This window comes from Pseudomonas laurylsulfatiphila (assembly GCF_002934665.1).
Lineage (GTDB): Bacteria > Pseudomonadota > Gammaproteobacteria > Pseudomonadales > Pseudomonadaceae > Aquipseudomonas > Aquipseudomonas laurylsulfatiphila.
Genome location: NZ_NIRS01000010.1, coordinates 100,883 through 124,604, shown reverse-complemented (window position 1 = coordinate 124,604; position 23,722 = coordinate 100,883). Strand labels below are relative to the sequence as shown.

Here is a 23,722-nt window from a genome sequence, read left to right as displayed (position 1 = left end):
TGCGATCTTTTCAATCAGGCAACACCGACCTTACGCCCCAACACTGTCGTCCAGCGCTCGGAAACAATCACCCCACCCAGCGTCAACACACCACCCACCAGGTGGTACATCGCCAGTTGTTCATGCAGCACCACCGCTGCAATCAATGCGGTAATCAACGGCAACAAATTGAAAAACTGCGTGGTCCGGCTCGGCCCCAAACGTACCACCGCCTGCATCCACGCCAACGGCGCGACCATCGAAGCCAGCAGGCAGGCGTACAGCACCAGCGGAATGTTCTGCAGGGTCGGGCCGACTTTCGGTGAGGCGAGGAACAGCGGAAACAGCACCACCACGGCCACCAGCACCTGCAGATACAAGAGCACCAGCGGCGGCAGTTTCAGCTGCCATTTTTTCAACAGGGTGCTGTAGACCGCGTAGGCCAGGGTGGCGATCAGCATCATCGCGTCGCCCAGGTTGACCCCGTGTTCGAGCAATGTGCCCAGGCTGCCGGACGACACCACTACCAGGACGCCGGCGAACGACAGCACCGCACCGGCCAGGGCACCCATGGTCAGGCGTTGGCCGAGGCTGATGATCGCCATCGCGAGCGACATCAGCGGCATCAGCGACAGAATGATGCCCATGTTGGTGGCCGAGGTCAGGTTCGCGGCGAAGTACGCCAGGCTTTGATAGACCGCCATGCCGAGAACACCGAGGACAAAGATCTTGCCCAGTTTCGGGCGGATCAGCGGCCAATGGGCGAGCACCGGTTTGAGCATGAAGGGCGTGAACAGCAAACCGGCCAGCAGCCAGCGGTAGAAACCGATCTCGGCGGGGAAGATCGCCCCGGCCGACATTTTGGTGATCACGGTATTGCCGGCCCAGATGAAAATGGCCAGCAGGGGATAAGCGTATTGCATCGGGAAAAACCAGAACGTTAATGAAGTGCAATTATCCGCTTGTCTGGATGCAAGCCTATACTTCGATCCGGACAACTCGCCCCTGATGACGGACAGCATGAGCAGTAAACACATCGACCTGCTGGATTTCAGCGAACTGCCGTCGGCGGTGTACTTCCGCTACGCCGATTTCGACGCCCACGAATACGCAGCCCCCCATCGACATCCCTGGGGGACGCTGGAATATGCAGCCCACGGCGTGCTGCACATGGACGTCGAGGGCAGCCGCTTCATGTCGCCTCCGCAATACGCGGTGTGGGTACCGCCAAAGATCGAGCACAGTTTCTATAGCCACCAACCGGTCAACTACCGCGCCGTGTGCCTGGCGCCCAAGGTGTGCGCCGATCTGCCGTCGCGAGCCTGTACCTTGGCCATCAGCGACATCCTCAAGGCGATCCTCAAGGACTTCGCCGCCCGGGACGTGCAAATTCCCGAGCAGGCCGCCGACCAGCGTCTGGCCCAGGTATTGGTGGATCAACTGCAACAGGCCCCGGTGCACGAGTGCTACCTGCCTTACGCCAGCAGCCCCGGATTGCTGGGGATTCTGGAAGCATTGCAGGCCGAGCCCGGGGATAACCGGCCATTGGCGGAATGGGCCGCACGCATCCATGTCAGCGAACGCACCCTGGCGCGGCAGTTCGTGCGGGAGTTGGGCATGAGTTTCGGCGAATGGCGCCAGCGCCTGCGTTTTCTGGCGGCGATCGAAGCGCTGGACAGCCAGCGCAGCATTCAGGAAATCGCTTTCGACATGGGCTACAGCACCGGCTCGGCGTTTATCGCGATGTTCCAGCGCCAGGCCGGATGTACGCCGGAGCAGTATCGGCGCAGCCATCTGGAGAACAGGAAGGTGTAACAGGGGTTGTCTACACTTCAGTACGAGGCCGCGCCCCTCGGTGTGGCGACCAGGAGAAAACTCCATGAAGAATTTGCGTGTCCCTTTGTTGATGATCGGTTTGCTGCTCTGCTCCCAGGGCTTCGCCGCCACAGCCCAACAGGAAAAGATGACTACCTGCAACGCCGACGCCACGGCCAAAAGCCTCAAGGGCGACGAGCGCAAAGCCTTCATGAGCACCTGCCTGAAGGCTACTCCGGCGGCAAACGATGCCGGCAAGGCCTTGACGCCGCAGCAAGAGAAAATGAAAACCTGCAACGCCGACGCCGCCACCAAAGCCCTCAAGGGCGATGAGCGCAAGGCGTTCATGAGTGATTGCCTGAAGAAAAAATAAACATAGGGCTGAAAAATGTGGGAGCTGTGAGGGCCCCATCGCGAGCAGGCTCGCTCCCACAGTGGAACTGGGCACGCAGGACAAATGTGGGAGCGAGCCTGCTCGCGATGAGGCCGGTCGGGGCACGGCAAAAGAACCTGAACCCCCACCAAGGTCGACCCACACAATCCTAGTGCTCGCACCGGATCGCTGGCAGACTGCCAATCCTTTTTACGCCGTTCGTTTTTGAGGCTGTATGCCAACGTTTTCTCAGCGTCAAATTTTGCTGGTCATCAGCTGGGTCATCATTTTTGGCGGGCTGCTGCTGGTCCTGCCGCTGCGGTTGCTGCCGAGCCTGCTCGCCGGGTTGCTGGTGTTCGAACTGGTCAACATGCTCACCCCGCAACTGCAACGGCTGATCGAAGGCCGGCGTGCGCGCTGGCTGGCGGTGGCATTGCTGGGGACTCTGATTGTCAGCGTACTGTCGCTGATCTTTGCCGGTGCCTTCAGCTTCCTGCTGCACGAGGCGGAAAACCCTGGCGCTTCCCTCGACAAATTCATGGGGGTGGTCGACCGCGCGCGCGGGCAACTGCCGCCGTTCATCGACGCCTATCTGCCGGCCAGTGCCGCCGAGTTCCGTGTGGCCATTGGCGAGTGGGTCAGCAAGCACCTGAGCGAATTGCAACTGGTGGGCAAGGATGCGGCACACATGTTCGTGACCTTGCTGATCGGCATGGTGCTGGGCGCGATTATTGCGTTGCAGCGTGTACCGGATCTGACCAAGCGCAAACCGCTGGCGGCGGCGCTGTTTGATCGACTGCACCTGCTGGTTCAGGCGTTTCGCAACATCGTGTTCGCCCAGATCAAGATTTCCCTGCTCAACACCTTCTTCACCGGGATTTTCCTGGCGGTGATCCTGCCGATGTTCGGCATCAAGCTGCCGCTGACCAAAACCCTGATCGTGCTGACGTTCCTGCTCGGCCTGTTGCCGGTGATCGGCAACCTGATGTCCAACACCCTGATCACCATCGTCGGTCTGTCGTTGTCGATCTGGGTCGCCGTCGCGGCGCTGGGTTACCTGATTTTTATCCACAAGCTCGAATACTTCCTCAACGCGCGCATCGTCGGCGGGCAGATCAGTGCCAAGTCGTGGGAGTTGCTGCTGGCGATGCTGGTGTTCGAGGCCGCGTTCGGCCTGCCGGGAGTGGTGGCGGGGCCGATTTACTACGCGTATCTGAAGAGTGAGTTGAAGCAGGTGGGGATGGTTTGATCCGAAAGATGTATTGCCTGATCTGACGCTATCGCTGGCAAGCCAGCTCCTACAAAGGGCGTCACAATACCTGTAGGAGCTGGCTTGCCAGCGATGGGGGACACAGCAGAAACCGGATCAGTCCATCGACCCGTAGCGTTTCGCAGCCTCGATCGCCAGGCCGCTGCCGATACTGCCAAAGATGTTCCCTTCCACATGCCGCGCCTTCGGCAGCATCGCCGAGACGCTGTTGCGCAGCGCCGGGATGCCGCTCGAACCGCCGGTGAAGAACACCGTGTCGACCTGATCGACCCGAACATCGGCGTCTGTCAGTAATTGGGTGACGCTGTTGCGCACCCGCTCCAGCAGGTTGTCGATGGCCGACTCGAACAGCGCACGGCTCAAGTCCACGCTCAGGCCCGCTTCAATGCGGTCCAGCGGCACGTGGCGGTTGTCGGCGTGGGTCAGCTGGATCTTGGTTTCTTCCACTTCCATCGCCAGCCAGTGCCCGGCGCGCTGTTCGATCAGCTTGAACAGGCGATCGATGCCGCCAGTGTCCTCGATGTCGTAGCGCATGCTGCCCAGGGCCAGTTGCGATTTCTGCGAGTACACCGAGTTGATCGTGTGCCAGGTCGCCAGGTTCATGTGGTGGCTGGTGGGCATGTAGGCGCCGCTCTTCATCCGGCTGCCGTAGCCGAACAGCGGCATCAGGCCGGCCAGCGAGAGTTGTTTGTCGAAGTCGGTTCCGCCGATGTGCACGCCGCCGGTGGCGAGGATGTCGTCCTGGCGGTTATCCACAGCACGACGTTCCGGCGACAGGCGTACCAGGGAGAAGTCGGACGTACCGCCGCCGATGTCGACGATCAGTACCAGCTCTTCTTTCTCGATGGTCGACTCGTAGTCGAAGGCCGCGGCAATCGGTTCGAACTGGAACGAGACTTCCTTGAAGCCGATCTTGCGCGCCACATCGACCAGGGTGTCTTCGGCTTCCTTGTCGGCCATTGGATCGTCATCGACGAAGAACACCGGGCGACCCAGCACCACTTCTTCGAATTCCCGACCGGCGGCGGCTTCGGCACGGCTCTTGAGCTGGCCAATGAACAGCCCGAGCAGGTCCTTGAACGGCATGGCCGTGCCGAGGACGCTGGTGTCGTGCTTGATCAGCTTGGAACCCAGCAGGCTCTTGAGCGAGCGCATCAGGCGGCCTTCGTAGCCTTCCAGGTACTCGTGCAGCGCCAGCCGGCCGTACACCGGGCGACGTTCTTCGATATTGAAGAAGACCACTGACGGCAGGGTGATCTTGTCGTCCTCCAGCGCGATCAGCGTTTCCACGCCGGGGCGCAGCCAGCCGACGGTGGAGTTGGACGTGCCAAAGTCGATACCCACGGCACGGGCTGGAGATGCGTTGTTCATGTCTTTCAGGTTCCGGTTAAAAAACGGCCGCGCAGTGTATGCCAGTGCGCGCCAGATTCGAAGGCCGGTTATCTGCTAATTCTTCGCAAACAATGCCTTGAAAGATGGGGCATTCCCCCCAAACTACCCTGCATCAACCGGACAGCGGCGGGCGTGCTCGCAAGAAGCCCCGCCGGCTGCCGATAAACTTCTGCTGCGCCGCCCGGTCACAAATTTGAGATCGGTCAAACCAACGGCTGCAAACAAGCGCATGCTATGGCCCGTGGCGCGATTTGATAACGGATGGTGATTCCCGCGATGGACTTCAAAGACTATTACAAGATTCTCGGTGTGGAACCGACCGCAGACGATAAGGCGATCAAGGCCGCCTATCGCAAGCTGGCGCGCAAATACCACCCTGACGTCAGCAAGGAAAAGGACGCCGAGGCCAAGTTCAAGGACGCCTCGGAAGCCTATGAAGCGCTGAAAAGCGCCGACAAACGCGCCGAATACGATGAACTGCGCCGCTACGGCCAGCATGGTCAGCCGTTCCAGGGACCACCGGGCTGGCAGAGCCGTGGCGGTTTTGGTGGCGGCGGCCAGGACACGGGCGATTTCTCGGACTTCTTCAGTTCGATCTTCGGCAACCGTGGGCCTGGTTTCAGTGGTGGTGGACAGTCGCGTCGCAGCACCGGACGTCGAGGGCAAGACGTGGAAATGGAACTTGGGGTTTTTCTCGAAGAAACACTGTCGACCGAATCGAAGAAGGTCACCTTCCAGGTACCGCAGTACAACGCGGCCGGCCAGCATGTGAGCAACACCAGCAAAAGCCTGAACGTGAAGATTCCGGCCGGTGTGGTCGACGGCGAGCGCATTCGCCTCAAGGGGCAGGGCGCTCCGGGTGTGGGCGGCGGCGCCAATGGCGACCTGTACCTGACGATCCGTTTCGCACCGCACCCGAAATTCGACGTCGAAGGCGATAACCTGATCATCACCTTGCCACTGGCTCCGTGGGAGCTGGCGCTGGGGGCCGAAGTCGCCGTGCCGACCCTGACCGGCAAGATCAATCTCAAGGTGCCGGCCGGCAGCCAGAACGGCCAGCGCATGCGCGCCAAGGGCCATGGCCTGATGAACAAGGCCGGTGAACGCGGTTACCTGTTCGTGCAATTGAAGGCCGTGATGCCGAAGAAATCCGACGATGACATCAAGGCCCTGTGGCAGGAGCTGGCGAAAAAAGCCGCGTTCGACCCGCGAGAGCATTTTTGATCCCTTAGAACCAAGGAGCCACTGACAATGAGCAGTCCCCTGATCGTTCAACTGGACATGGCAGAATTCTGTGAGGCGACCGAGCTGTCGGACGTCTACGTGATCGAAATCGTCGAACACGGCATCCTCGAACCTCAGGGCGCTCAGCCCAAGGACTGGGTTTTCAACGACTATGAGCTGACCCTGGCCAAGCGCGCCGCCAAGCTGCGGCGCGACCTTGACCTGGAGTGGGAAGGCGTCGCCCTGGCGCTGGACCTGCTCGAAGAGGTGCAGCAGCTGCGCGCCGAGAACCGCATGCTCAAGCAGCGATTGGGGCGGTTGCTGGTGGAGTAGGAGCTGCCGCAGGCTGCGATCTTTTGATCTTGTGTTTCATTGCTCCTGCTGATGCAAGACTTCAAAAGCAAAATCAAAAGATCGCAGCCTGCGGCAGCTCCTACACGGGGGGGCTTCAGGTTTTGCGTGGCAATACCACGGTGAAGGTCGTGCCATCCCTCTCACTGGAACTGACTTCAATCGTCCCCCGGTGGGCGTCGACCACTTCCTTGACGATAAACAACCCCAATCCAAGGCTGGTAGTAGGCTCGCCGAGTTCTTCGCTGGCACTGCGCACCAGTGGGTCGAAAATGGTCGGGATCGCATCGCCAGGGATGGGGACTCCATTGTTCTGCACTGTCAGCCGAACGCTGTCGGCCTCGCCCTTGAGGGTCAAGGTCACTTCACGTTTGCTTGAGCCATGCTGCAAGGCATTGCCGATCAGGTTTTGCAGCATCTGGTCGAGCCTGCGCGGGTCCCAGGTGCCGCGGGTGTCACCCTGTACCGTCAGGGTCGGATCGCACTCCGGTTGACCGGCACAGGCCCGCGCAATCGCGTCCCGTGCCGCTTCGGCCAGGTCCATGGGCGCCGGTTCGATCGGCAGGTGCTTGCCCAGGCGACTGCGCACCAGTTCCAGCAAATCCCCGACCATCACTGCCAGATGTCCGGTGCTGCGCTGGATATTGATCGCGCACTTGAGCGCATCACCTTCCAGCGCGGCTTTGCGCATTAGTATTTCGGTGGACATGCTCACCGCCTGCAGCGGCGCGCGCAGGTCATGACCCAGGATCGCGAGGAAAATGTCCCGGGAGCGGTTGACCATTTCGGCATAGGCGGCGGTGGATTCAGCCAGGGCTTCGTCGATGGCTTCGTTGAAACGGATCATGTCCTGGAAGTAGGCCAGGTCAGGCGATTGCAGACTGTTGACCCACATGCGGATGACACAGGCGCGCAAATGACGGAATTCACTGGTCATCTGCACCAGGTCAAAACCCACGGTATGGCGCAACTCGCCATGGCTGGCACCGGCCTCGTCGAGGCTCGGGGTTTTCTCCGGGCCTTCGCCGCGTGCCTTGGCCGCTTGCTCGGCGGGTGTCTGGGGCTTGCACATGTCCCGGGCTGCGGCCAGCAGGATCGACCGGGCATGATCGCGCAAGGCGGCGCTGTCCATGGACTCCGCGGCCGGGGTGATGGTTTTGGCGAACTGCTCCCACTCATCGACGATGCGATCAACCTGTAGCACGATGAATTCGGAAAGACGCATGGTGGTTACCTGAGCGTGAATCGGGGACAGCGAATCGAATAGTAGTCCCTTTGCCGGAAAAAACACGACCGCTCGTTCGGTGGCATAAGTCCAGGCCTCATTGGCGGTACTTATGTATTGAAGGCTCTTTGAATTTCGAACGGTGGAGGCCTTTTTTCAGGGGTGGCCCAACGGTTTTTTGGGCTTTTGTTTGGCGGGCGGGTTGGCGAAGCTGTGGGTTCAAATCCAGCCATCAAGGTGTTGTAACAGTGTCTGAATTGCATGGAAGCCATTCACAACAAACCATTGAAACCACAGGCGTCGAACACCAGGGCGTGCATTACCGTCGCGTATTCAACGGGATACCGGGCGTCCTGAAAAATGCCCCTCTTGCAAGGCTCAAATCCCTCGAAACCCTGAAGCCGGCGATGCCCGAGTGGTACAGCGGCGCACGGGCCATTGACCGTCAGTACCTGAAGCAGTTGATCGAGGAGCGCTGGCGTGTGCAGGGCATACTGGACAAAACCCTGGGCAGCTTGCAACACGACATTGAAGCCTTCGCCGAACCACTGCTCAAGGAGATGTTGCAGGCGAATTTCAGCTCGGTTGAACGCGCCGACGAACTCAGCGTGCAGCTCGAGGTGCCCAGTACGATCATCTTCGGCATCGACACCGGTGCCAGTCGCGTCCGCCAGTCCACCTTGCTGGAGGCGGCGCTGCACAACTTCGAGGAAGCTGAAACCGTCGAAGAAGCGTTCCGAGACAGTTCCGGTATTTACCGCAAGGACAGTCGGGGCAGTCTCAGCCTGGAGCCGGCCATTGCCCTGCCGGACTTTGCCGCGTTGTGCCGCAGCCTGGACATCGGCGGGCAATACCAGCGGCACATCAAGTCCGTCCTGTTGCCCGATACCCCGCAAGCACAGCGAACCTTGCAACAAGACTCGGTGGCCAGTGAACAGGCGGCCTTTCATGTGGCCGCACTGATTGCCCGATTGAAGGGCGATATCACTGACTATGCCTACGGCAAACTGGGCCAGGTGCGTGAGGGGCAGGCAAACATCACGCTGTACGACCGGCCGTTGTATGGTCATCGCTTGTCGCTGATGGGTTTTCGGTTGACCGGCATCGTGTTGTTCAGCGCGGTCAGCGAGCCATCGCAAATAAAGCGCGAAGTTGAAGCGTTGACGCCGGCCCTGTTGAGATTCTGGACCGACTGGTCGCACCGCGTCCCTGTTCTGCCGGGCCGGGAATACGATCAATTCAAACTGCTGCAAGCCTTCTTCGCCAATGGGCCGCAGGGGTTGAACGATGAGCTGTTGCGCCGCGAGGATATCTATCAACAGAGCCGTGTAAGCGGTCCGTTGATCGCCTATGTGCCCGATGATCCTGACCATCCGTTGAAGGAGTATCCCTCGCTGACCGCATTCATGAAGGCGCTCCTGGGTCAGTTGAGAAGTACCGATTACCAGGCCTTTTTCAGCCGGTTTGTGGCGCAGAAGGACAAAGGGCAGTTTTTCGCCCGGGTCAATGAGCGTCTCACGACCTACACCTGGCATGAGCGCGAACCGCTGGACATGGGCCCGTGGTGGCGTGAAACGGCGGTCGAAAATCCCGATGCGGAACCGGTGACTAACCAGGTCGCGGATGATCTGTGGATCACCCTGTTTGTGGAGCGGCGTAACAAGGCCATCGCCGATGCCCGGCTGATCGCCATACCGACCGGCGACGAGGATGCCAACGCACGCTTCAAGCGCCTGACCGGTTACCTGTCGATCGGCTGGAATGTATTCAATTTCGCCGCAATGCTGGTGCCGGGGCTGGGGGAAGCCATGCTCGGCATCATGGTCGCGCAAATGCTCGCCGAGGTTGCCGAAGGCGTCGAGGACTGGAGCAAGGGTGACAAGGAGCAGGCGTCGGCGTACTTCAACGGGGTCTTGATCAACTTCGCGCAACTGGCACTGATGGGCGCCGGCCATGTGTTGCCCGGCCCCGCTGTCGCACCCATCAAGGTGTCGCCGTTTGTCGAGGGGCTCAAGCCAGTGGAAGTCGGCGGCAAGGAGCGGTTGTGGAACCCTAACCTTGCGCCCTATGAGCAATCGATCACATTGCCCGATGGGGCGAAGGCCGGTGACACAGGGCTGTACCGTCATCAGGAACAGGACCTGCTGCGGCTCGATGACAAATGCTATGCCGTCAGGCAAGACCCGGAAACCGGCCAGCATCGGCTGCAACACCCGACTCGCGCCGATGCCTATCAGCCGCTGTTGGAGCACAACGGTGCCGGCAGCTGGAAGACCGAACTCGATCAACCGCTCGAATGGGATCGGCGCGTAGTGCTCAGGCGTCTGGGCGCTTCGGTGGAGGGGCTGTCCGATGAGACCCTGGAGCAGGCTTTGACTGCCAGCGGCGTGCATGAAAACACCTTGCGCCGGCTCCATGTCGAGCATGAAACTCCGCCCGCGTCATTGGCCGATACCCTCAAGCGCTTCAAGGCCCATGCCGATGCCGAAGCCGGTGCGCAACAGATTCTGGCCCATCGGATCGGTAGCGATTGGGCGGATTACTCGCTTCGACTCATGACGGAATTGCACGGCTGGCCAGGCGACAAGGCCATTGAAGTCTTCCAGGGACCGGGCCTGACCGGTGTATCGATCAAGGAGGGCTACGCTAATGCGTCAGCGACCAATACCTTGCAGATGACCTGGTCTGAACTGCTTGGGGGTGAGTTGCCTGAACGGGTGGTCGGTTTCCTTGACGAAACAGCGCTACGCGAACTGCTGGGAGAAGGGTATTCCGGTGAACAAGCGAAACGTGTCCAGGCACTTTGTGATCAATGGGCGGCGCTGGCGCGTCAGCGCAAAAGTCAGTTGTTCGACCTGTTGTACAAGCGCCGTACTCGGTCGGACGATCCGTTGGTGAACATGCTCAAGGATGATGGGGCTGATATCTCTGTCAGTCAGGCGCAGGAGTTGCTGAGTGAAACGCATCCCTCGGATGTGCAGCATTTGAAGGAAAAAAAACGTGTTCCGTTGAGACTGGCTCAACAAGCTCGAGAGGCAGCGGAACAACTGCGTGTGACACGGGCTTATGAAGGCTTGTACCTCGACGTACTGCACAATCGCGATACCGCACGCCTGGAGCTGCACTCGCTGGCCGCATTGCCGGGCTGGCCGGCGGATCTGCGTCTGGAAATCCGTGAGTATTCATTCACGGGATCACTGACCGACAGTCTCGGCCCCGTCGACGCGCCGACCCGCAAAGTGCTGGTCCTGGGTGAGGATGGCCAATACGAGGCACGGGATGGCAGCGATCAACATCTGCACGGTGCGGACAATCTGTACGCGGCGGTGCTGCATGCCTTGCCCGACTCTGAGCGCACAGCGCTTGGCTTTGAAATCCATGAGTCTTCACGCCTTGAGCAAGCGGTCAGGGCGCAGCCGCTGGATCGATCCCGGTTTGAGCTGATTCTGCGGGACAACCCGATCACCAGGCCGGCTTACGACCCGAGCGTCATGCGCTTGCGTGGCGGCATGCGTGGCTATGCCCGACAAGCACCGCAAGGCGTGGGGCTGCGACGACGGGCTCATGCACTTTATCCGGATTTTACCTCGGAGGAAGTCGAGACACTGCTGGCGGGTTTCGGTCAGGGTGAAGGGGCGGTGCATGAACGGCTGACCGTGCTGGAGGCCGAGTTCAACCAGTTGAACCGCACCCTGCAACGCTGGATGAATTCGCCGACACAATCCGCTCGGTTTACCCCGGCGGGCGTGGCGGAGTGGCATGCGCGAAACAACATCTACAAAGCGCTCAGGCAATGCTGGCAGCGCACCGGGCCTGAGGGAATCGAGGTTTCCGGGGTAGTGCGGCCGCAGGCGTTGAATCTGGACAACATTCCCAGGCTGAGCCGACTGCTGGAAACCCTGCCGAGACTGGAGGCCAACTTCGATCATGTCACCAGCCTGAGCCTGCGCGGTGGGCAGTTGCGTTCCGGGAACCTGTCGTTCCTCGACCCGTTCCATCAGGTGCGCTACCTCAACCTGCAAGACAATCTGCTGACCGCTGTTCCGCCGGTACTGAAGGACATGCGTCATCTCACCGACCTGTTCCTCAACGACAACCGCATCGAGCTGGATGTATTGGCGGTGGATCGCCTGAAGAATCTGACACGCCTGAGGTCGTTGGCGCTGCGCGGCAACCCGCTGAAGCTCATTCCTGATATCAGCCGGATGCCGCATTTGCAGGTGTTGGTATTGAGCGATGCCGGACTGGACAGTTGGCCTGTCGGTCTGTTTTCCCAGTCGCGGCCACGCAGTATTTTCATTGAATTGAGCCGCAATCCGATCAGCCGGATATCGCAAGTCGCGCCCGGATCGTTTCGCGCCGAGTTGCTGGCACGCACGGTGATCAGCCGGGAGCCGCACTGGATATCACCGGAAAACCTCGACACCCTCAGGTTGTACATCGAGTCGGTCGGCATGGACCCGGACCGCCCATACCCACCCCGAGGTCTGCTCGACAGCGCGGATTGGTGGATGGGCATGACTGAGCGGCAATGGCAGGAAAAGCAGGAAGTCTGGAACGACGTTGAAGACGAGTTTGGTTCGGTGCCGTTTTTCAATGAGCTGCGCAAGCTCACCCAGTCCGCCGACTTCAAGGACGGCGGTGCCTATCAGACGGAACTGACGACCAAGGTCTGGCGCATGCTCGAAGCCATGGCCAGCGACAGCGAACTGCGAATCAAGCTGTTCAACGAGGCGGCAACGCCCACCGAGTGCGTGGATGGCGGCACGCAACTGTTCAATGCCATGGGCGTGCAGGTGATGGTGCACGAAGCCTACGCCCTGGTGCGTGCGGACCTGATCGAGGCGCAATTGCTGGAACTGGCCCTGGGCAAGTCCCGGCTCGATGAGCTCGGCGCCATTGCCCGTTCGCGGGTGTCCGCGCGGTTGGCTAACGGCGAACGGTTCCGTCGCTACGACGCCAATGGCGATGTGATCGGCACTATCGATGAAGTGGAGGTGCACCTGGCCTACATGACCGATCTGGCGGAGCGTCTGGATTTGCCGTGGCAGGCGCGGGGCATGCAGTTTCGCAAAATCGCCGGTGTGAGCAAGGATATGACCGAAGCAGCGTTCCAGCGGATCAAGGCGCTGGAGGAAGGTGATCTGCTGATTGATCGCCTCTTCGAGCAACCGCTCTGGCGAACCTGGCTGGAGTCTACTTACCGCGAAGAATTGAACGGCTTGAAGCGCAGGATCGACGCCACTACCGATTTGCAGGATGCGTTGCAGCGTCGGGCCGAAGGTACGCGGCTCACTGCCGAGGGAAAGGCGGCGGTGGAGACGGAAATCAAGGGGTTGTGCAGTGAGTTGGGCAAAAGTGAAACTGACTTTGCGGACGGCAAGCTGATGACTGACGAGGAATATGTTCAAGCCTTGGATGACATCGATCTGCAGATTACGCAGTTGCTGAAAAAACTGACACGGGAAGCGATGATTCGGGCCAAGCTGGATCGGCTGCGGATTGAATCCGTTCAGTAATCACGGAAAAAACAAAGGCCTCGACACCGGGTGTGCGAGGCCTTTGCTCGTGTCGTGGTTGCCGGTTCAGAACAGGAAGTAACGCTGGGCCATCGGCAATGTTTCAGCCGGTTCACACCACAGCAAAACCCCATCGGCCTTGACCTGATAGGTCTGCGGATCGACGTCGATTTTCGGCAGGTAATCGTTGTGGATCAGGTCGGTTTTCTGCACGTCGCGGCAACCTTTGACCACAGCGATTTTCTTCTTCAAACCCAGCGCTTCAGGCAAGCCGGCCTCCTGCGCCGCCTGACTGATGAAGGTCATGCAGGTGGCGTGCAGCGAGCCGCCATAGCTGGCGAACATGGGGCGGTAGTGCACCGGTTGCGGTGTCGGGATCGAGGCATTGGCGTCGCCCATCAGGCTGGCCGCGATGGCGCCGCCCTTGAGAATCAGCGTCGGTTTCACGCCGAAAAATGCCGGACGCCAGAGCACCAGGTCCGCCCATTTGCCCACTTCGACCGAACCCACTTCATGGCTGATGCCGTGGGTGATCGCCGGGTTGATGGTGTACTTGGCGATGTAGCGCTTGGCGCGGAAGTTGTCGTTGCCCTCACCATCGCCGGGCAGCGGCCCGCGCTGTTTTTTCATCTTGTCGGCGGTCTGCCAGGTGCGGGTGATGACTTCGCCGACCCGGCCCATGGCCTGGCTGTCGGAGCTGATCATCGAGAACGCTCCGAGGTCGTGGAGGATGTCTTCGGCGGCAATCGTCTCGCGGCGGATGCGGCTTTCGGCGAAGGCCACATCCTCGGCAATGCTCGGGTCGAGGTGATGGCAGACCATCAGCATGTCGAGGTGTTCGTCGATGGTGTTGCGGGTGAACGGCCGTGTCGGGTTGGTCGAACTCGGCAGCACGTTGGTAAAACCGCAGGCCTTGATGATGTCCGGCGCGTGACCGCCACCGGCACCTTCGGTGTGATAGGTGTGAATGGTGCGGCCCTTGAAGGCGGCGAGGGTGGTCTCGACGAAGCCGGATTCGTTAAGGGTGTCGGTGTGGATCGCCACCTGCACGTCGAACCGGTCGGCCACGCTCAGGCAGTTGTCGATGCTCGCGGGCGTAGTGCCCCAGTCCTCATGCAACTTCAGGCCGATGGCACCGGCCTTGACCTGTTCGATCAACGGCTCCGGCAAGCTGGCGTTGCCCTTGCCGGTGAGGCCGATGTTCATCGGGAAGGCGTCGGCGGCCTGGAGCATGCGCGCCAGGTGCCACGGCCCGGAGGTGCAGGTGGTCGCATTGGTGCCGGTAGCCGGGCCGGTGCCGCCACCGATCATGGTGGTGACACCGCTCATCAATGCCTCTTCGATCTGCTGCGGGCAGATGAAGTGGATATGGGTGTCGATGCCGCCGGCGGTGAGGATCATGCCTTCGCCGGCGATGACTTCGGTGCTGGCGCCAATGGCGATGTTGACGTTGGGCTGGATGTCCGGGTTGCCAGCCTTGCCGATCGCCGCGATGCGCCCGTCCTTGAGGCCGACGTCAGCCTTGACGATACCCCAGTGATCGATGATCAACGCGTTGGTGATCAGGGTGTCGACCACGTCAGCGGCCAGCAACTGGCTCTGACCCTGGCCGTCACGAATGACTTTACCGCCACCGAATTTCACTTCTTCGCCGTAGGTGGTGAAGTCCTGTTCCACTTCGATCCACAATTCGGTATCGGCCAGGCGCACCTTGTCACCGATAGTGGGACCGAACATGTCGGCGTAGGCTTGACGGGAAATCTTCATTCGTTCGCCCTGAGATTCAATTGAATTTGGTACCGCTCGCGTTGCTCGCTATCGCAGCCTCGCTTCGCTCGACAGCTCCTACAGGGGGCCGCGATCACATTGGAGAATTCTGTAGGAGCTGTCTCGCGAAGCGAGGCTGCGATCTTTTGATCTTTAATCGAGATCGCCCATGATCCTGCCGGCAAACCCGAACACCCGACGATGCCCCGCCAGATCCACCAACTCCACCTCGCGACTCTGCCCCGGTTCAAAACGCACCGCCGTGCCGGCGGGGATGTTCAGGCGCATGCCGCGACTGGCGGCACGGTCGAACGCCAGGGCGTCGTTGGTTTCGAAAAAGTGATAATGCGAGCCGACCTGGATCGGCCGATCACCACTGTTGGCCACCTTCAGGCTGATCGTGCGGCGGCCGACGTTGAGTTCGATGTCGCCGGACTGGATCTGGTATTCACCGGGAATCATCAATGGGCCCCCTGAAGAATCTTGTAGTAGAGGGCGGTCGGTTTGTAGCGGCCGCTCGGGTCGCAGGCGTAGTCGGGGATTTCACCGGCACGGGTATAGCCCAGCGATTGGTAGAAGGCTTCGGCAGGCGAACCGGCCTCGGTGTCGAGGTACAGCATGCCGCGCTTGTGCTGCAGGGCGGCCGCCTCCAGAGCGCTCATCAGTTGCTGGCCCAGGCCGCGACGCCGGGCATGTTCGCGCACCAGCAGCTTTTGCACTTCGGCGCGGTTCAGGCCGTTGGCTTTCTGGCACAAACCCAATTGCACGCTGGCCTGCACCTGTTCGTCCTTGACCACCACCCACAGCAACAGATTGCCCTTGTTCAGGTTGTCCTGGACCTCATCGAAATAGGCGTGGGCCTGGGTCGCATCGAGGCCGGCCATGAAGCCGACACTGGCGCCATAACCGACGGCATCGAGCAGCAGGTCGATCAGGCCCTGACGATAGTGCGCAAAGCTTTCAACGTTGACGCGTCGCAGTTGGGCGGCGTTCATCGGGCATTACTCCTGGTTGACGCTCGGCGGTTGCGCGCCGGGGTTGAGGGTCAGTTGCATGAAGGTCAGGTCCAGCCAGCGGCCGAACTTGGTGCCGACCTGGGGCATTTGCCCGGTGGTCACGAAGCCAATGCGCTCGTGCAAACGAATGGACGCAGCGTTGCCACTTTCGATGGCGGCGACCATCACATGCTTGCCGCAGTCTTTGGCGCGTTCGATCAGCGCTACCATCAGTTTCGGGCCGAGGCCGTTGCCACGCTGGTCACTGCGCACGTAGACCGAGTGCTCGACGGTGTGGCGGAAACCGTCGAAGGGGCGCCAGTCGCCGAACGAGGCGTAACCGAGCACCGAGTTGTCGGCATCGACAATCACCAGAATCGGATAACGCTGGGTTTGCCGGGCGCTGAACCAGGCCTGGCGGTTGTCGAGATCGACCGCTTGCTCGTTCCAGATCGCGGTGGTGTTGAGCACCGCGTCGTTGTAGATGTCGCGGATGGCCGGCAGATCGGCATGCTCGGCATCGCGGATGTGGTAAGTCATGGCGCGGCCTCAGGCGATGGGTTGGTGGACGGTGACCAGTTTGGTGCCGTCGGGAAAGGTGGCCTCGACCTGGATTTCCGGGATCATTTCCGGGATACCCTCCATCACTTGTTCGCGGGTCAGCAGGGTGGTGCCGAAGTGCATCAGGTCGGCCACGGTCTGGCCGTCACGGGCGCCTTCGAGCAGGGCCGCGGAGATATAGGCCATGGCTTCCGGGTAATTGAGTTTCACGCCGCGCGCCAAACGCCGCTCGGCCACCAGGCCGGCGGTGAAGATCAGCAGCTTGTCTTTTTCGCGTGGGGTCAGGTCCATTGTTGGCGTCCATCCGGGCAGATAAAAAATATTCGGATCTGTAAATACATAACCTGTAGGAGCTGGCTTGCCAGCGATGGGGACCTCAAGGCCGCCAAAAGCATCGCTGGCAAGCCAGCTCCTACAAGGGATCGGTGTTCAGGTGTTCCATATTCTGGGTGGCACGGCCTCGCGACCCAGCAGGGCAGGGCGTAACAAGCGCCACAAATCAATCAGCCAGCCCCGCGCCAACAACGCCTCACTCGCCAGGCTCCGTGCAACCAGCAACCCCGGCAACTGGGTCAAGTCCCCGCGCACGTCGTTGCGCAGCGAGCGGCAGCGCTCCAGCAGTTCGCTATCGATCTCACCCGTCACCAATAACGTGGCAAACACCGGTTGCCCGTCGAGCCCGATGGGCGAATCAAGTAAACCGTCCGCTCCGACAATGCGCTGACGTTCATGCCAGAGCAACTGGCCGTCGCGGCGGACATCCAGTCGTGCCTGGAAATGCCCAAGGTCGAAGCGCTCGCCACTGGCCGGACGGCCCAGGGCCACGACGTCCCAGTAGAACAGGCGCGCATCGCCTTCAAGGTCGATGGAGGTGCTGAGTTCAGCCTGGGCCGCACTGAAAATGATCGTCTCCTGGGGCAGCCACTCCAGTGTCGCACCGGCCGCCACCTTCAGATTCAGCTGCTGATAGGCGGGACCAGCGGCGCGATACCACTTGGCCGCGCCGGGGCTGGTGATTTGCGCCCAGGCATCGCACTCGACGTTGGCCGAAATGTCCAGTCGATCGCCGCCGGCAATGCCGCCGGGTGGGTGGACGATGATGTGCTGGCAGACTTCCGGCCCTTCGGCATACAGGTGTTTTTGTACCCGCAGCGGGCCTTTGTGCCGGCGCTGGACCGGGCGCGTGGTGTTGTCGAATCGGGCGTAGCCCAGTTCCAGTTCGGCGTGCCAACTGGGGGTGAACAAAACGCCTGAAGCCGGAAGAGTCATAGTCAATGCTTGTCGAGAGGTCGTCAGGATGTTTGCAAAGGCTGTGCCGCAAGGATTTTCAGGCAGGAGGTGGCTGTTGAGTGTTGGGGTGCACCAATAGCGTGCACGGCTGCAGCTTCGGCGCGACAAATTGGTGCCTAGTCAAATGGAGCGGACCGTGACGCCTCAGATGGTAACGAGCCCACGCACGCCTTCTGCTTCCATGTTTTCACCGCGCCCCTGTTGCACGATTTCGCCCCGGGACATCACCAGGTATTGGTCAGCCAGTTCGGCGGCGAAATCGTAGAACTGTTCCACCAGCAGAATAGCCATGTCACCCCGGGCCGCGAGTTTTTTGATCACGGCACCGATCTCCTTGATCACCGACGGCTGGATGCCTTCGGTGGGTTCGTCGAGGATCAGCAGGCGAGGGCGACTGGCCAGCGCGCGGCCGATGGCCAGTTGCTGTTGTTGGCCGCCGGACAGGTCGCCACCGCGCCGCTGCTTCATTTGCAAGAGCACCGGGAACAGTTCGTAGATAAACGCCGGGACTTCCTTCGCTTCGCTGCCGGGAAAACGCGACAGGCCCATCAGCAGGTTTTCCTCGACGGTCAGGCGGCCGAAGATTTCCCGGCCCTGCGGGACATAGGCAATGCCGGCATGCACACGCTGGTGCGGTTTGAACGTGGTGATCGGCTTGCCTTCCCAATTGACCGCGCCTTCTTTGGCCGGCAGCAGGCCCATCAGGCATTTGAGCAGGGTGGTCTTGCCCACGCCGTTACGCCCGAGCAGACAGGTGACTTCGCCGACTTTCACGTCAAACGTCAGGCCGCGCAGGATGTGGCTTCCGCCGTAGTACTGGTGCAGTTTTTCGACTTGGAGCATGTTCAAATTCCCCTCAATCCCTTGTAGGAGCTGGCTTGCCAGCGATGAGGCCATGACATTCAACATCAATGTCGAAAGATCCATCGCTATCGCTGGCAAGCCAGCTCCTACAGGTTCTGTATTCGCAACCTCAGCGACCGAGATACACCTCGATCACCCGCTCGTTGTCCTGCACCTGCTCCAGTGAGCCCTCGGCCAGCACGCTGCCCTGATGCAACACGGTGACGTGGTCGGCAATCGAGCCGACGAAGCCCATGTCGTGTTCCACGACCATCAGCGAGTGCTTGCCGGCCAGGCGCTTGAACAGCTCGGCGGTGAATTCGGTTTCGGCGTCGGTCATGCCCGCCACCGGTTCATCGAGCAGCAGCAATTGCGGGTCCTGCATCAGCAGCATGCCGATCTCGAGGAACTGCTTCTGGCCGTGGGACAGCAGGCCGGCCGGGCGATTGACCGAGCTGGTCAAGCGAATGGTCTCCAGCACTTCGGCGATGCGGTCTTTCTGCTCGCCATTCAAGCGCGCCCGCAGGCTGGCCCACACCGACTTGTCGGTTTTCTGCGCCAGTTCCAGGTTCTCGAACACGCTCAAGGCTTCGAACACCGTCGGCTTCTGGAACTTGCGCCCGATGCCGGCCTGGGCGATCTGCACTTCACTCATCTGCGTCAGGTCCAGGGTTTCGCCGAACCAGGCCTTGCCGTGGCCGGGACGGGTCTTGCCGGTGATCACATCCATCAGCGTGGTCTTGCCCGCGCCGTTGGGACCGATGATGCAGCGCAGTTCGCCGACGCCGATGTACAGGTTCAAATCGTTCAGCGCCTTGAAGCCGTCGAAGCTGACGCTGATGTCTTCCAGGGTCAGGATGGTGCCGTGGCGTGTATTCAGGCCTTTGCCGGCGCGCTGGCCGAGACCGATGGCGTCGCGGCTGCTGCCGGCGTCCTTGTTGGGTTCTACGGGGAAAAACGCCGGTTCGAGCATGAATTCAGCGGTTGCCGTGACTCTCATGATTCACCTCTTTTCTTCAGCAGACCGATCACGCCTTTGGGCAGGTACAGGGTCACGACGATGAACAGCGCGCCGAGGAAGAACAGCCAGTACTCGGGGAAGGCCACGGTGAACCAGCTCTTCATGCCGTTGACTACGCCGGCGCCGAGCAACGGACCGATCAAGGTGCCACGACCGCCGAGGGCGACCCACACCGCCGCTTCGATCGAGTTGGTCGGCGACATCTCGCTCGGGTTGATGATGCCGACTTGCGGCACGTACAGCGCACCGGCCAGGCCACACAACACCGCGCTCAACACCCAGACAAACAACTTGAACCCGCGCGGATCGTAGCCGCAGAACATCAGGCGGTTCTCCGCATCGCGCAGTGCGGTCAGCACCCGACCGAACTTGCTCTGCGCCAGGCGCCAGCCGATGTACAGGCTCGCCACCAGCAACAGCACCGTGGCGAAAAACAACACCGCGCGGGTGCCGGGCTCGGTGATGCCAAAGCCGAGAATCGTGCGGAAGTTGGTGAAGCCGTTGTTGCCGCCAAAACCGGTTTCGTTGCGAAAGAACAGCAACATGCCGGCGAAGGTCAGGGCCTGGGTCATGATCGAGAAGTACACGCCCTTGATCCGCGAACGGAAGGCGAAGAAGCCGAACACCAACGCCAGCAACCCCGGCGCCAATACCACCAGGCACAGGGTCCAGAGGAAGCTGCTGGTGCCGGTCCAGAACCAGGGCATTTCGGTCCACGACAGGAAGGTCATGAACGCCGGCAGGCCATCGCCCGAGGCCTGGCGCATCAGGTACATGCCCATGGCATAGCCGCCGAGGGCGAAGAACAGGCCGTGACCGAGGGACAGCAGACCGGCGTAGCCCCAGACCAGATCGAGGGCCAACGCGACAATGGCATAGCAGAGAATCTTGCCCACCAGCGTCAAGGTATAAGCCGAGACGTGCAGTGTGCTGTCCGCCGGCAACAGCGACAGCAGCGGTAACGCCAGCAGCACAATGAGGATCACTGCGCCGATGGCAATCGAGACTTTGGGGCCGGCTTTTTGGGTCGCGGTAACGAGCAGGGGCTGGTTCATCAGTCGATCACCCGTCCTTTGAGTGCGAAGAGGCCTTGCGGACGTTTCTGGATGAACAGAATGATCAGCGCGAGGATGAGGATCTTGCCGAGTACCGCACCGATCTGCGGTTCGAGAATCTTGTTGGCTATCCCTAAGCCGAACGCCGCCAGCACGCTACCGGCCAACTGGCCGACACCGCCGAGCACCACCACCAGGAACGAGTCGATGATGTAGCTCTGGCCGAGGTCCGGGCCGACGTTGCCGATCTGGCTCAGGGCCACGCCACCGAGGCCGGCGATGCCCGAGCCAAGACCGAAGGCGAGCATGTCCACGCGCCCGGTGGGCACGCCGCAGCAGGCGGCCATGTTGCGATTCTGGGTGACCGCTCGCACGTTCAGGCCCAGGCGCGTCTTGTTCAGCAGCAGCCAGGTCAGCACTACCACAAACAGCGCAAAGGCAATGATGACGATGCGGTTGTAGGGCAGCACGAGATTGGGCAACACCTGAATCCCGCCCGACAGCCAGGCCGGGTTGGCCACTTCGACGTTCTGCGCGCCGAACAGCAACCGAACAAGCTGAATCAGCATCAGGCTGATGCCCCAGGTGGCGAGCAGGGTTTCCAGTGGACGACCATAGAGGTGGCGAATCACCGTGCGCTCCAGCGCCATGCCGATGGCGGCGGTGACGAAAAATGCCACGGGTAGCGCGATCAATGGATAGAACTCGATGGCCTGCGGGGCGAAGCGCTGGAACATCAGTTGCACCACATAGGTCGAGTAGGCGCCGAGCATCAGCATCTCGCCGTGAGCCATATTGATCACGCCGAGCAGGCCGAAGGTGATCGCAAGGCCCAATGCCGCGAGCAGCAGGATCGATCCGAGGGACATGCCGCTAAACGCCTGGCCCAGCATTTCGCCGACCAGCAGTTTGCGCTTGACCTGGGCGAGGCTGGTTTCAGCGGCGGTGCGCACCATCGCATCGGTTTCAACGCCCGGCTCCAGCAGGCTTTCGAGGCGGGTGCGGGCCAGCGGATCGCCGGTTTCACCGAGAAGGCGTACCGCGGCGAGGCGCACGGCCGGATCGCCGTCGACCAGTTGCAGATTGGCCAGGGCCAGGCTGAGGGCTGCGTGGACGCCTTCATCCTTTTCGTCCGCCAGTTGCCGGTCGAGGAATTTCAACTGCGCCGGTTTGGCGCTCTTCTGCAATTGCTGCGCGGCGGCGAGACGGATTTTGGCGTCGGCGGCGAGCAACTGATGACTGGCCAGGGCCGAGTCGATCAGACCCCGCAGGCGGTTGTTCAGGCGCAGGGTTTTCGGTTGCCCGTCGATGGTCAGTTCGCCTTGCTGCAGGGCATTGATCAATTCGATACGGGCCGGATCGGGCTGCGCGGCCCAGGCTTCCAGAAATTTGGCTTGCTGCACGGGATTGGCGGCGACGAAGTCTTCGGCGTCGCCGGCGTGGGTGGCCATCGGCAACAGCAGTGCGAGGGCGAGGATGAAGCGGTAAAGGGCGGTGGGCATGTCAAATGTCCTGGTCATGCGCGGACCCTGTAGGAGCCGGCTTGCCGGCGATGGCGGTCCATCAGGCAGAGCCGTGTGGTGCTGATCGCTGGCAAGCCAGCTCCTACAGGTATTGTGTCGGCCTGGGCTCCATGCCCGGGCCCGACATCCTGTGGCTTAGTTGCTCTTCACCGCATACTCCGGCTTCTTGTCGTTGCCCTGGATGAACGGGCTCCACGGTTGGGCGCGGATCGGTCCTTCGGTCTGCCACACCACGTTGAACTGACCGTCAGACTGGATTTCACCGATCATCACCGGCTTGTGCAGGTGGTGATTGGTCTTGTCCATGGTCAGCGTGTAACCGGACGGCGCGGCAAAGGTCTGGCCGGCCAAGGCTTCGCGGACTTTGTCGACGTCGGTGGATTTGGCTTTTTCGGCGGCTTGCGCCCACATGTGGATGCCGACATAGGTGGCTTCCATCGGGTCGTTGGTCACCGCTTTGTCGGCGCCCGGCAGGTTGTGTTTTTTGGCGTAGGCTTTCCAGTCATCGACGAACTTCTTGTTCACCGGGTTCTCGACCGATTCGAAGTAGTTCCACGCGGCGAGGTTGCCCACCAGTGGCTTGGTGTCGATGCCGCGCAGTTCTTCTTCGCCGACCGAGAACGCCACGACCGGAACATCGGTGGCTTTCAGGCCCTGGTTGGCCAGCTCTTTGTAGAACGGCACGTTGGAGTCGCCGTTGACGGTGGAGATGACGGCGGTCTTGCCGCCCGCCGAGAACTTCTTGATGTTGGCGACAATGGTCTGGTAGTCGCTGTGACCGAAGGGGGTATAGACCTCTTCGATGTCCTTGTCGGCCACGCCTTTGGAGTGCAGGAACGAACGCAGGATCTTGTTGGTGGTGCGCGGGTAGACGTAGTCGGTGCCGAGCAGGAAGTAGCGCTTGGCGCTGCCGCCTTCTTCGCTCATCAGGTATTCAACGGCAGGGATCGCCTGCTGGTTCGGCGCGGCGCCGGTGTAGAACACGTTCGGCGACATTTCTTCGCCTTCGTACTGCACCGGGTAGAACAGCAGGCCATTGAGCTCTTCGAACACCGGCAGGACCGATTTGCGCGACACCGAAGTCCAGCAGCCGAACACCACGGCGACCTTGTCCTGGGTCAGCAACTGACGGCCCTTTTCGGCGAACAGCGGCCAGTTCGACGCCGGGTCGACCACCACCGGTTCCAGCATCTTGCCGTTCACGCCGCCCTTGGCGTTGATCTCGTCGATGGTCATCAGCGCCATGTCTTTCAACGACGTTTCGGAGATCGCCATGGTCCCGGACAACGAATGCAGAATACCGACCTTGATGGTCTCGGCGGCCTGGACGGTCCAGGTCATGCCCATTGCGGCAATGGATGCCGAGAGAGTGAAAGCCTTGATCAAACTGCGACGCTTCATTGTGCGATCTCCATGAACTTATGAGTTTTCTTGGTTGGCAGATGCGGACTACTGAAGGGTCTTTAGCAAGGGCTGTGCCCGGTCGGGGAAAGGTACGGGAATGGCGTTTTAGAGCGGT

Annotated in this window: 20 protein-coding genes; 6 read left to right on the top strand and 14 right to left on the bottom strand. The window is 60.9% G+C overall.

Going from position 1 to position 23,722, the window contains the following annotated elements; translation table 11 throughout:
• Positions 1 to 14: 14 nt before the first annotated feature.
• Positions 15 to 902, bottom strand: a complete 888-nt coding sequence (locus tag CD175_RS30150) for a DMT family transporter (RefSeq protein ID WP_104451529.1) — start codon at positions 900 to 902, stop codon at positions 15 to 17.
• Positions 903 to 999: 97 nt separating this feature from the next.
• On the opposite strand from CD175_RS30150, the gene CD175_RS30145 reads away from it, so the two are divergent.
• The 3 genes from CD175_RS30145 to CD175_RS30130 all read left to right on the top strand — a co-directional run bounded on the left by CD175_RS30145 (position 1,000) and on the right by CD175_RS30130 (position 3,416).
• Entirely contained in the window at positions 1,000 to 1,794 is a 795-nt protein-coding gene (locus CD175_RS30145; protein WP_104451528.1) for an AraC family transcriptional regulator, read from the top strand.
• A 64-nt stretch (positions 1,795 to 1,858) separates the two neighbouring features.
• Positions 1,859 to 2,167: a PsiF family protein gene (locus tag CD175_RS30140; protein WP_007979669.1), complete on the top strand. Its 309-nt coding sequence runs from the start codon at positions 1,859 to 1,861 to the stop codon at positions 2,165 to 2,167.
• Between the two features lie 235 nt (positions 2,168 to 2,402).
• Positions 2,403 to 3,416: an AI-2E family transporter gene (locus CD175_RS30130; RefSeq protein WP_007990865.1), complete on the top strand. Its 1,014-nt coding sequence runs from the start codon at positions 2,403 to 2,405 to the stop codon at positions 3,414 to 3,416.
• A gap of 117 nt (positions 3,417 to 3,533) precedes the next feature.
• On the opposite strand, the gene CD175_RS30125 is transcribed toward CD175_RS30130, so the two are convergent.
• The gene (locus CD175_RS30125; protein ID WP_007979665.1) at positions 3,534 to 4,808 is read right to left on the bottom strand and encodes an Hsp70 family protein; all 1,275 of its coding nucleotides are present in this window, start codon (positions 4,806 to 4,808) and stop codon (positions 3,534 to 3,536) included.
• A 297-nt stretch (positions 4,809 to 5,105) separates the two neighbouring features.
• Between CD175_RS30125 and CD175_RS30120 the strand changes: the two genes are divergently transcribed.
• Positions 5,106 to 6,053, top strand: coding sequence for a DnaJ C-terminal domain-containing protein (locus CD175_RS30120; protein ID WP_104451526.1), 948 nt, complete (start codon positions 5,106 to 5,108; stop codon positions 6,051 to 6,053).
• Between the two features lie 27 nt (positions 6,054 to 6,080).
• Positions 6,081 to 6,386, top strand: coding sequence for a chaperone modulator CbpM (locus tag CD175_RS30115; protein WP_007979663.1), 306 nt, complete (start codon positions 6,081 to 6,083; stop codon positions 6,384 to 6,386).
• A 115-nt stretch (positions 6,387 to 6,501) separates the two neighbouring features.
• On the opposite strand, the gene CD175_RS30110 is transcribed toward CD175_RS30115, so the two are convergent.
• Positions 6,502 to 7,629 (bottom strand): sensor histidine kinase, encoded by a 1,128-nt coding sequence (locus CD175_RS30110; protein ID WP_104451525.1) that lies wholly within the window; start codon positions 7,627 to 7,629, stop codon positions 6,502 to 6,504.
• A gap of 248 nt (positions 7,630 to 7,877) precedes the next feature.
• On the opposite strand from CD175_RS30110, the gene CD175_RS30105 reads away from it, so the two are divergent.
• On the top strand, positions 7,878 to 13,148 hold the full coding sequence (locus tag CD175_RS30105; protein WP_104451524.1) for an NEL-type E3 ubiquitin ligase domain-containing protein: 5,271 nt from the start codon (positions 7,878 to 7,880) through the stop codon (positions 13,146 to 13,148).
• 66 nt (positions 13,149 to 13,214) lie between these two features.
• Here the strand turns inward: CD175_RS30105 and ureC are convergent, their stop codons facing one another.
• The 11 genes from ureC to urtA all read right to left on the bottom strand — a co-directional run bounded on the left by ureC (position 13,215) and on the right by urtA (position 23,604).
• Complete coding sequence (gene ureC, locus CD175_RS30100) at positions 13,215 to 14,915, bottom strand: urease subunit alpha (RefSeq protein ID WP_104451523.1); 1,701 nt, start codon at positions 14,913 to 14,915, stop codon at positions 13,215 to 13,217.
• 153 nt (positions 14,916 to 15,068) lie between these two features.
• Positions 15,069 to 15,377 (bottom strand): urease subunit beta, encoded by a 309-nt coding sequence (locus CD175_RS30095; RefSeq protein ID WP_104451522.1) that lies wholly within the window; start codon positions 15,375 to 15,377, stop codon positions 15,069 to 15,071.
• Positions 15,377 to 15,910, bottom strand: coding sequence for a GNAT family N-acetyltransferase (locus tag CD175_RS30090; protein ID WP_104451521.1), 534 nt, complete (start codon positions 15,908 to 15,910; stop codon positions 15,377 to 15,379). The genes CD175_RS30095 and CD175_RS30090 overlap by 1 nt, the downstream gene beginning before the upstream one ends.
• Positions 15,911 to 15,916: 6 nt before the next feature.
• The gene (locus tag CD175_RS30085) at positions 15,917 to 16,450 is read right to left on the bottom strand and encodes a GNAT family N-acetyltransferase (RefSeq protein WP_104451520.1); all 534 of its coding nucleotides are present in this window, start codon (positions 16,448 to 16,450) and stop codon (positions 15,917 to 15,919) included.
• A gap of 9 nt (positions 16,451 to 16,459) precedes the next feature.
• A complete protein-coding gene (locus CD175_RS30080) occupies positions 16,460 to 16,762 on the bottom strand; it encodes an urease subunit gamma (protein WP_007945249.1) in 303 nt (100 codons plus the stop codon).
• A gap of 138 nt (positions 16,763 to 16,900) precedes the next feature.
• Positions 16,901 to 17,740, bottom strand: a complete 840-nt coding sequence (locus tag CD175_RS30075; protein ID WP_104451519.1) for an urease accessory protein UreD — start codon at positions 17,738 to 17,740, stop codon at positions 16,901 to 16,903.
• A 165-nt stretch (positions 17,741 to 17,905) separates the two neighbouring features.
• Positions 17,906 to 18,604: an urea ABC transporter ATP-binding subunit UrtE gene (gene urtE, locus CD175_RS30070; protein WP_007979642.1), complete on the bottom strand. Its 699-nt coding sequence runs from the start codon at positions 18,602 to 18,604 to the stop codon at positions 17,906 to 17,908.
• Between the two features lie 130 nt (positions 18,605 to 18,734).
• A complete protein-coding gene (gene urtD / locus CD175_RS30065; RefSeq protein ID WP_104451518.1) occupies positions 18,735 to 19,604 on the bottom strand; it encodes an urea ABC transporter ATP-binding protein UrtD in 870 nt (289 codons plus the stop codon).
• The gene (urtC, locus tag CD175_RS30060) at positions 19,601 to 20,680 is read right to left on the bottom strand and encodes an urea ABC transporter permease subunit UrtC (RefSeq protein ID WP_104451517.1); all 1,080 of its coding nucleotides are present in this window, start codon (positions 20,678 to 20,680) and stop codon (positions 19,601 to 19,603) included. Before urtC ends, urtD begins: the two co-directional genes overlap by 4 nt.
• Positions 20,680 to 22,182: an urea ABC transporter permease subunit UrtB gene (gene urtB, locus CD175_RS30055; RefSeq protein WP_104451516.1), complete on the bottom strand. Its 1,503-nt coding sequence runs from the start codon at positions 22,180 to 22,182 to the stop codon at positions 20,680 to 20,682. Before urtB ends, urtC begins: the two co-directional genes overlap by 1 nt.
• Positions 22,183 to 22,338: 156 nt before the next feature.
• Positions 22,339 to 23,604, bottom strand: a complete 1,266-nt coding sequence (gene urtA / locus CD175_RS30050; protein ID WP_007979634.1) for an urea ABC transporter substrate-binding protein — start codon at positions 23,602 to 23,604, stop codon at positions 22,339 to 22,341.
• Positions 23,605 to 23,722: the final 118 nt, after the last annotated feature.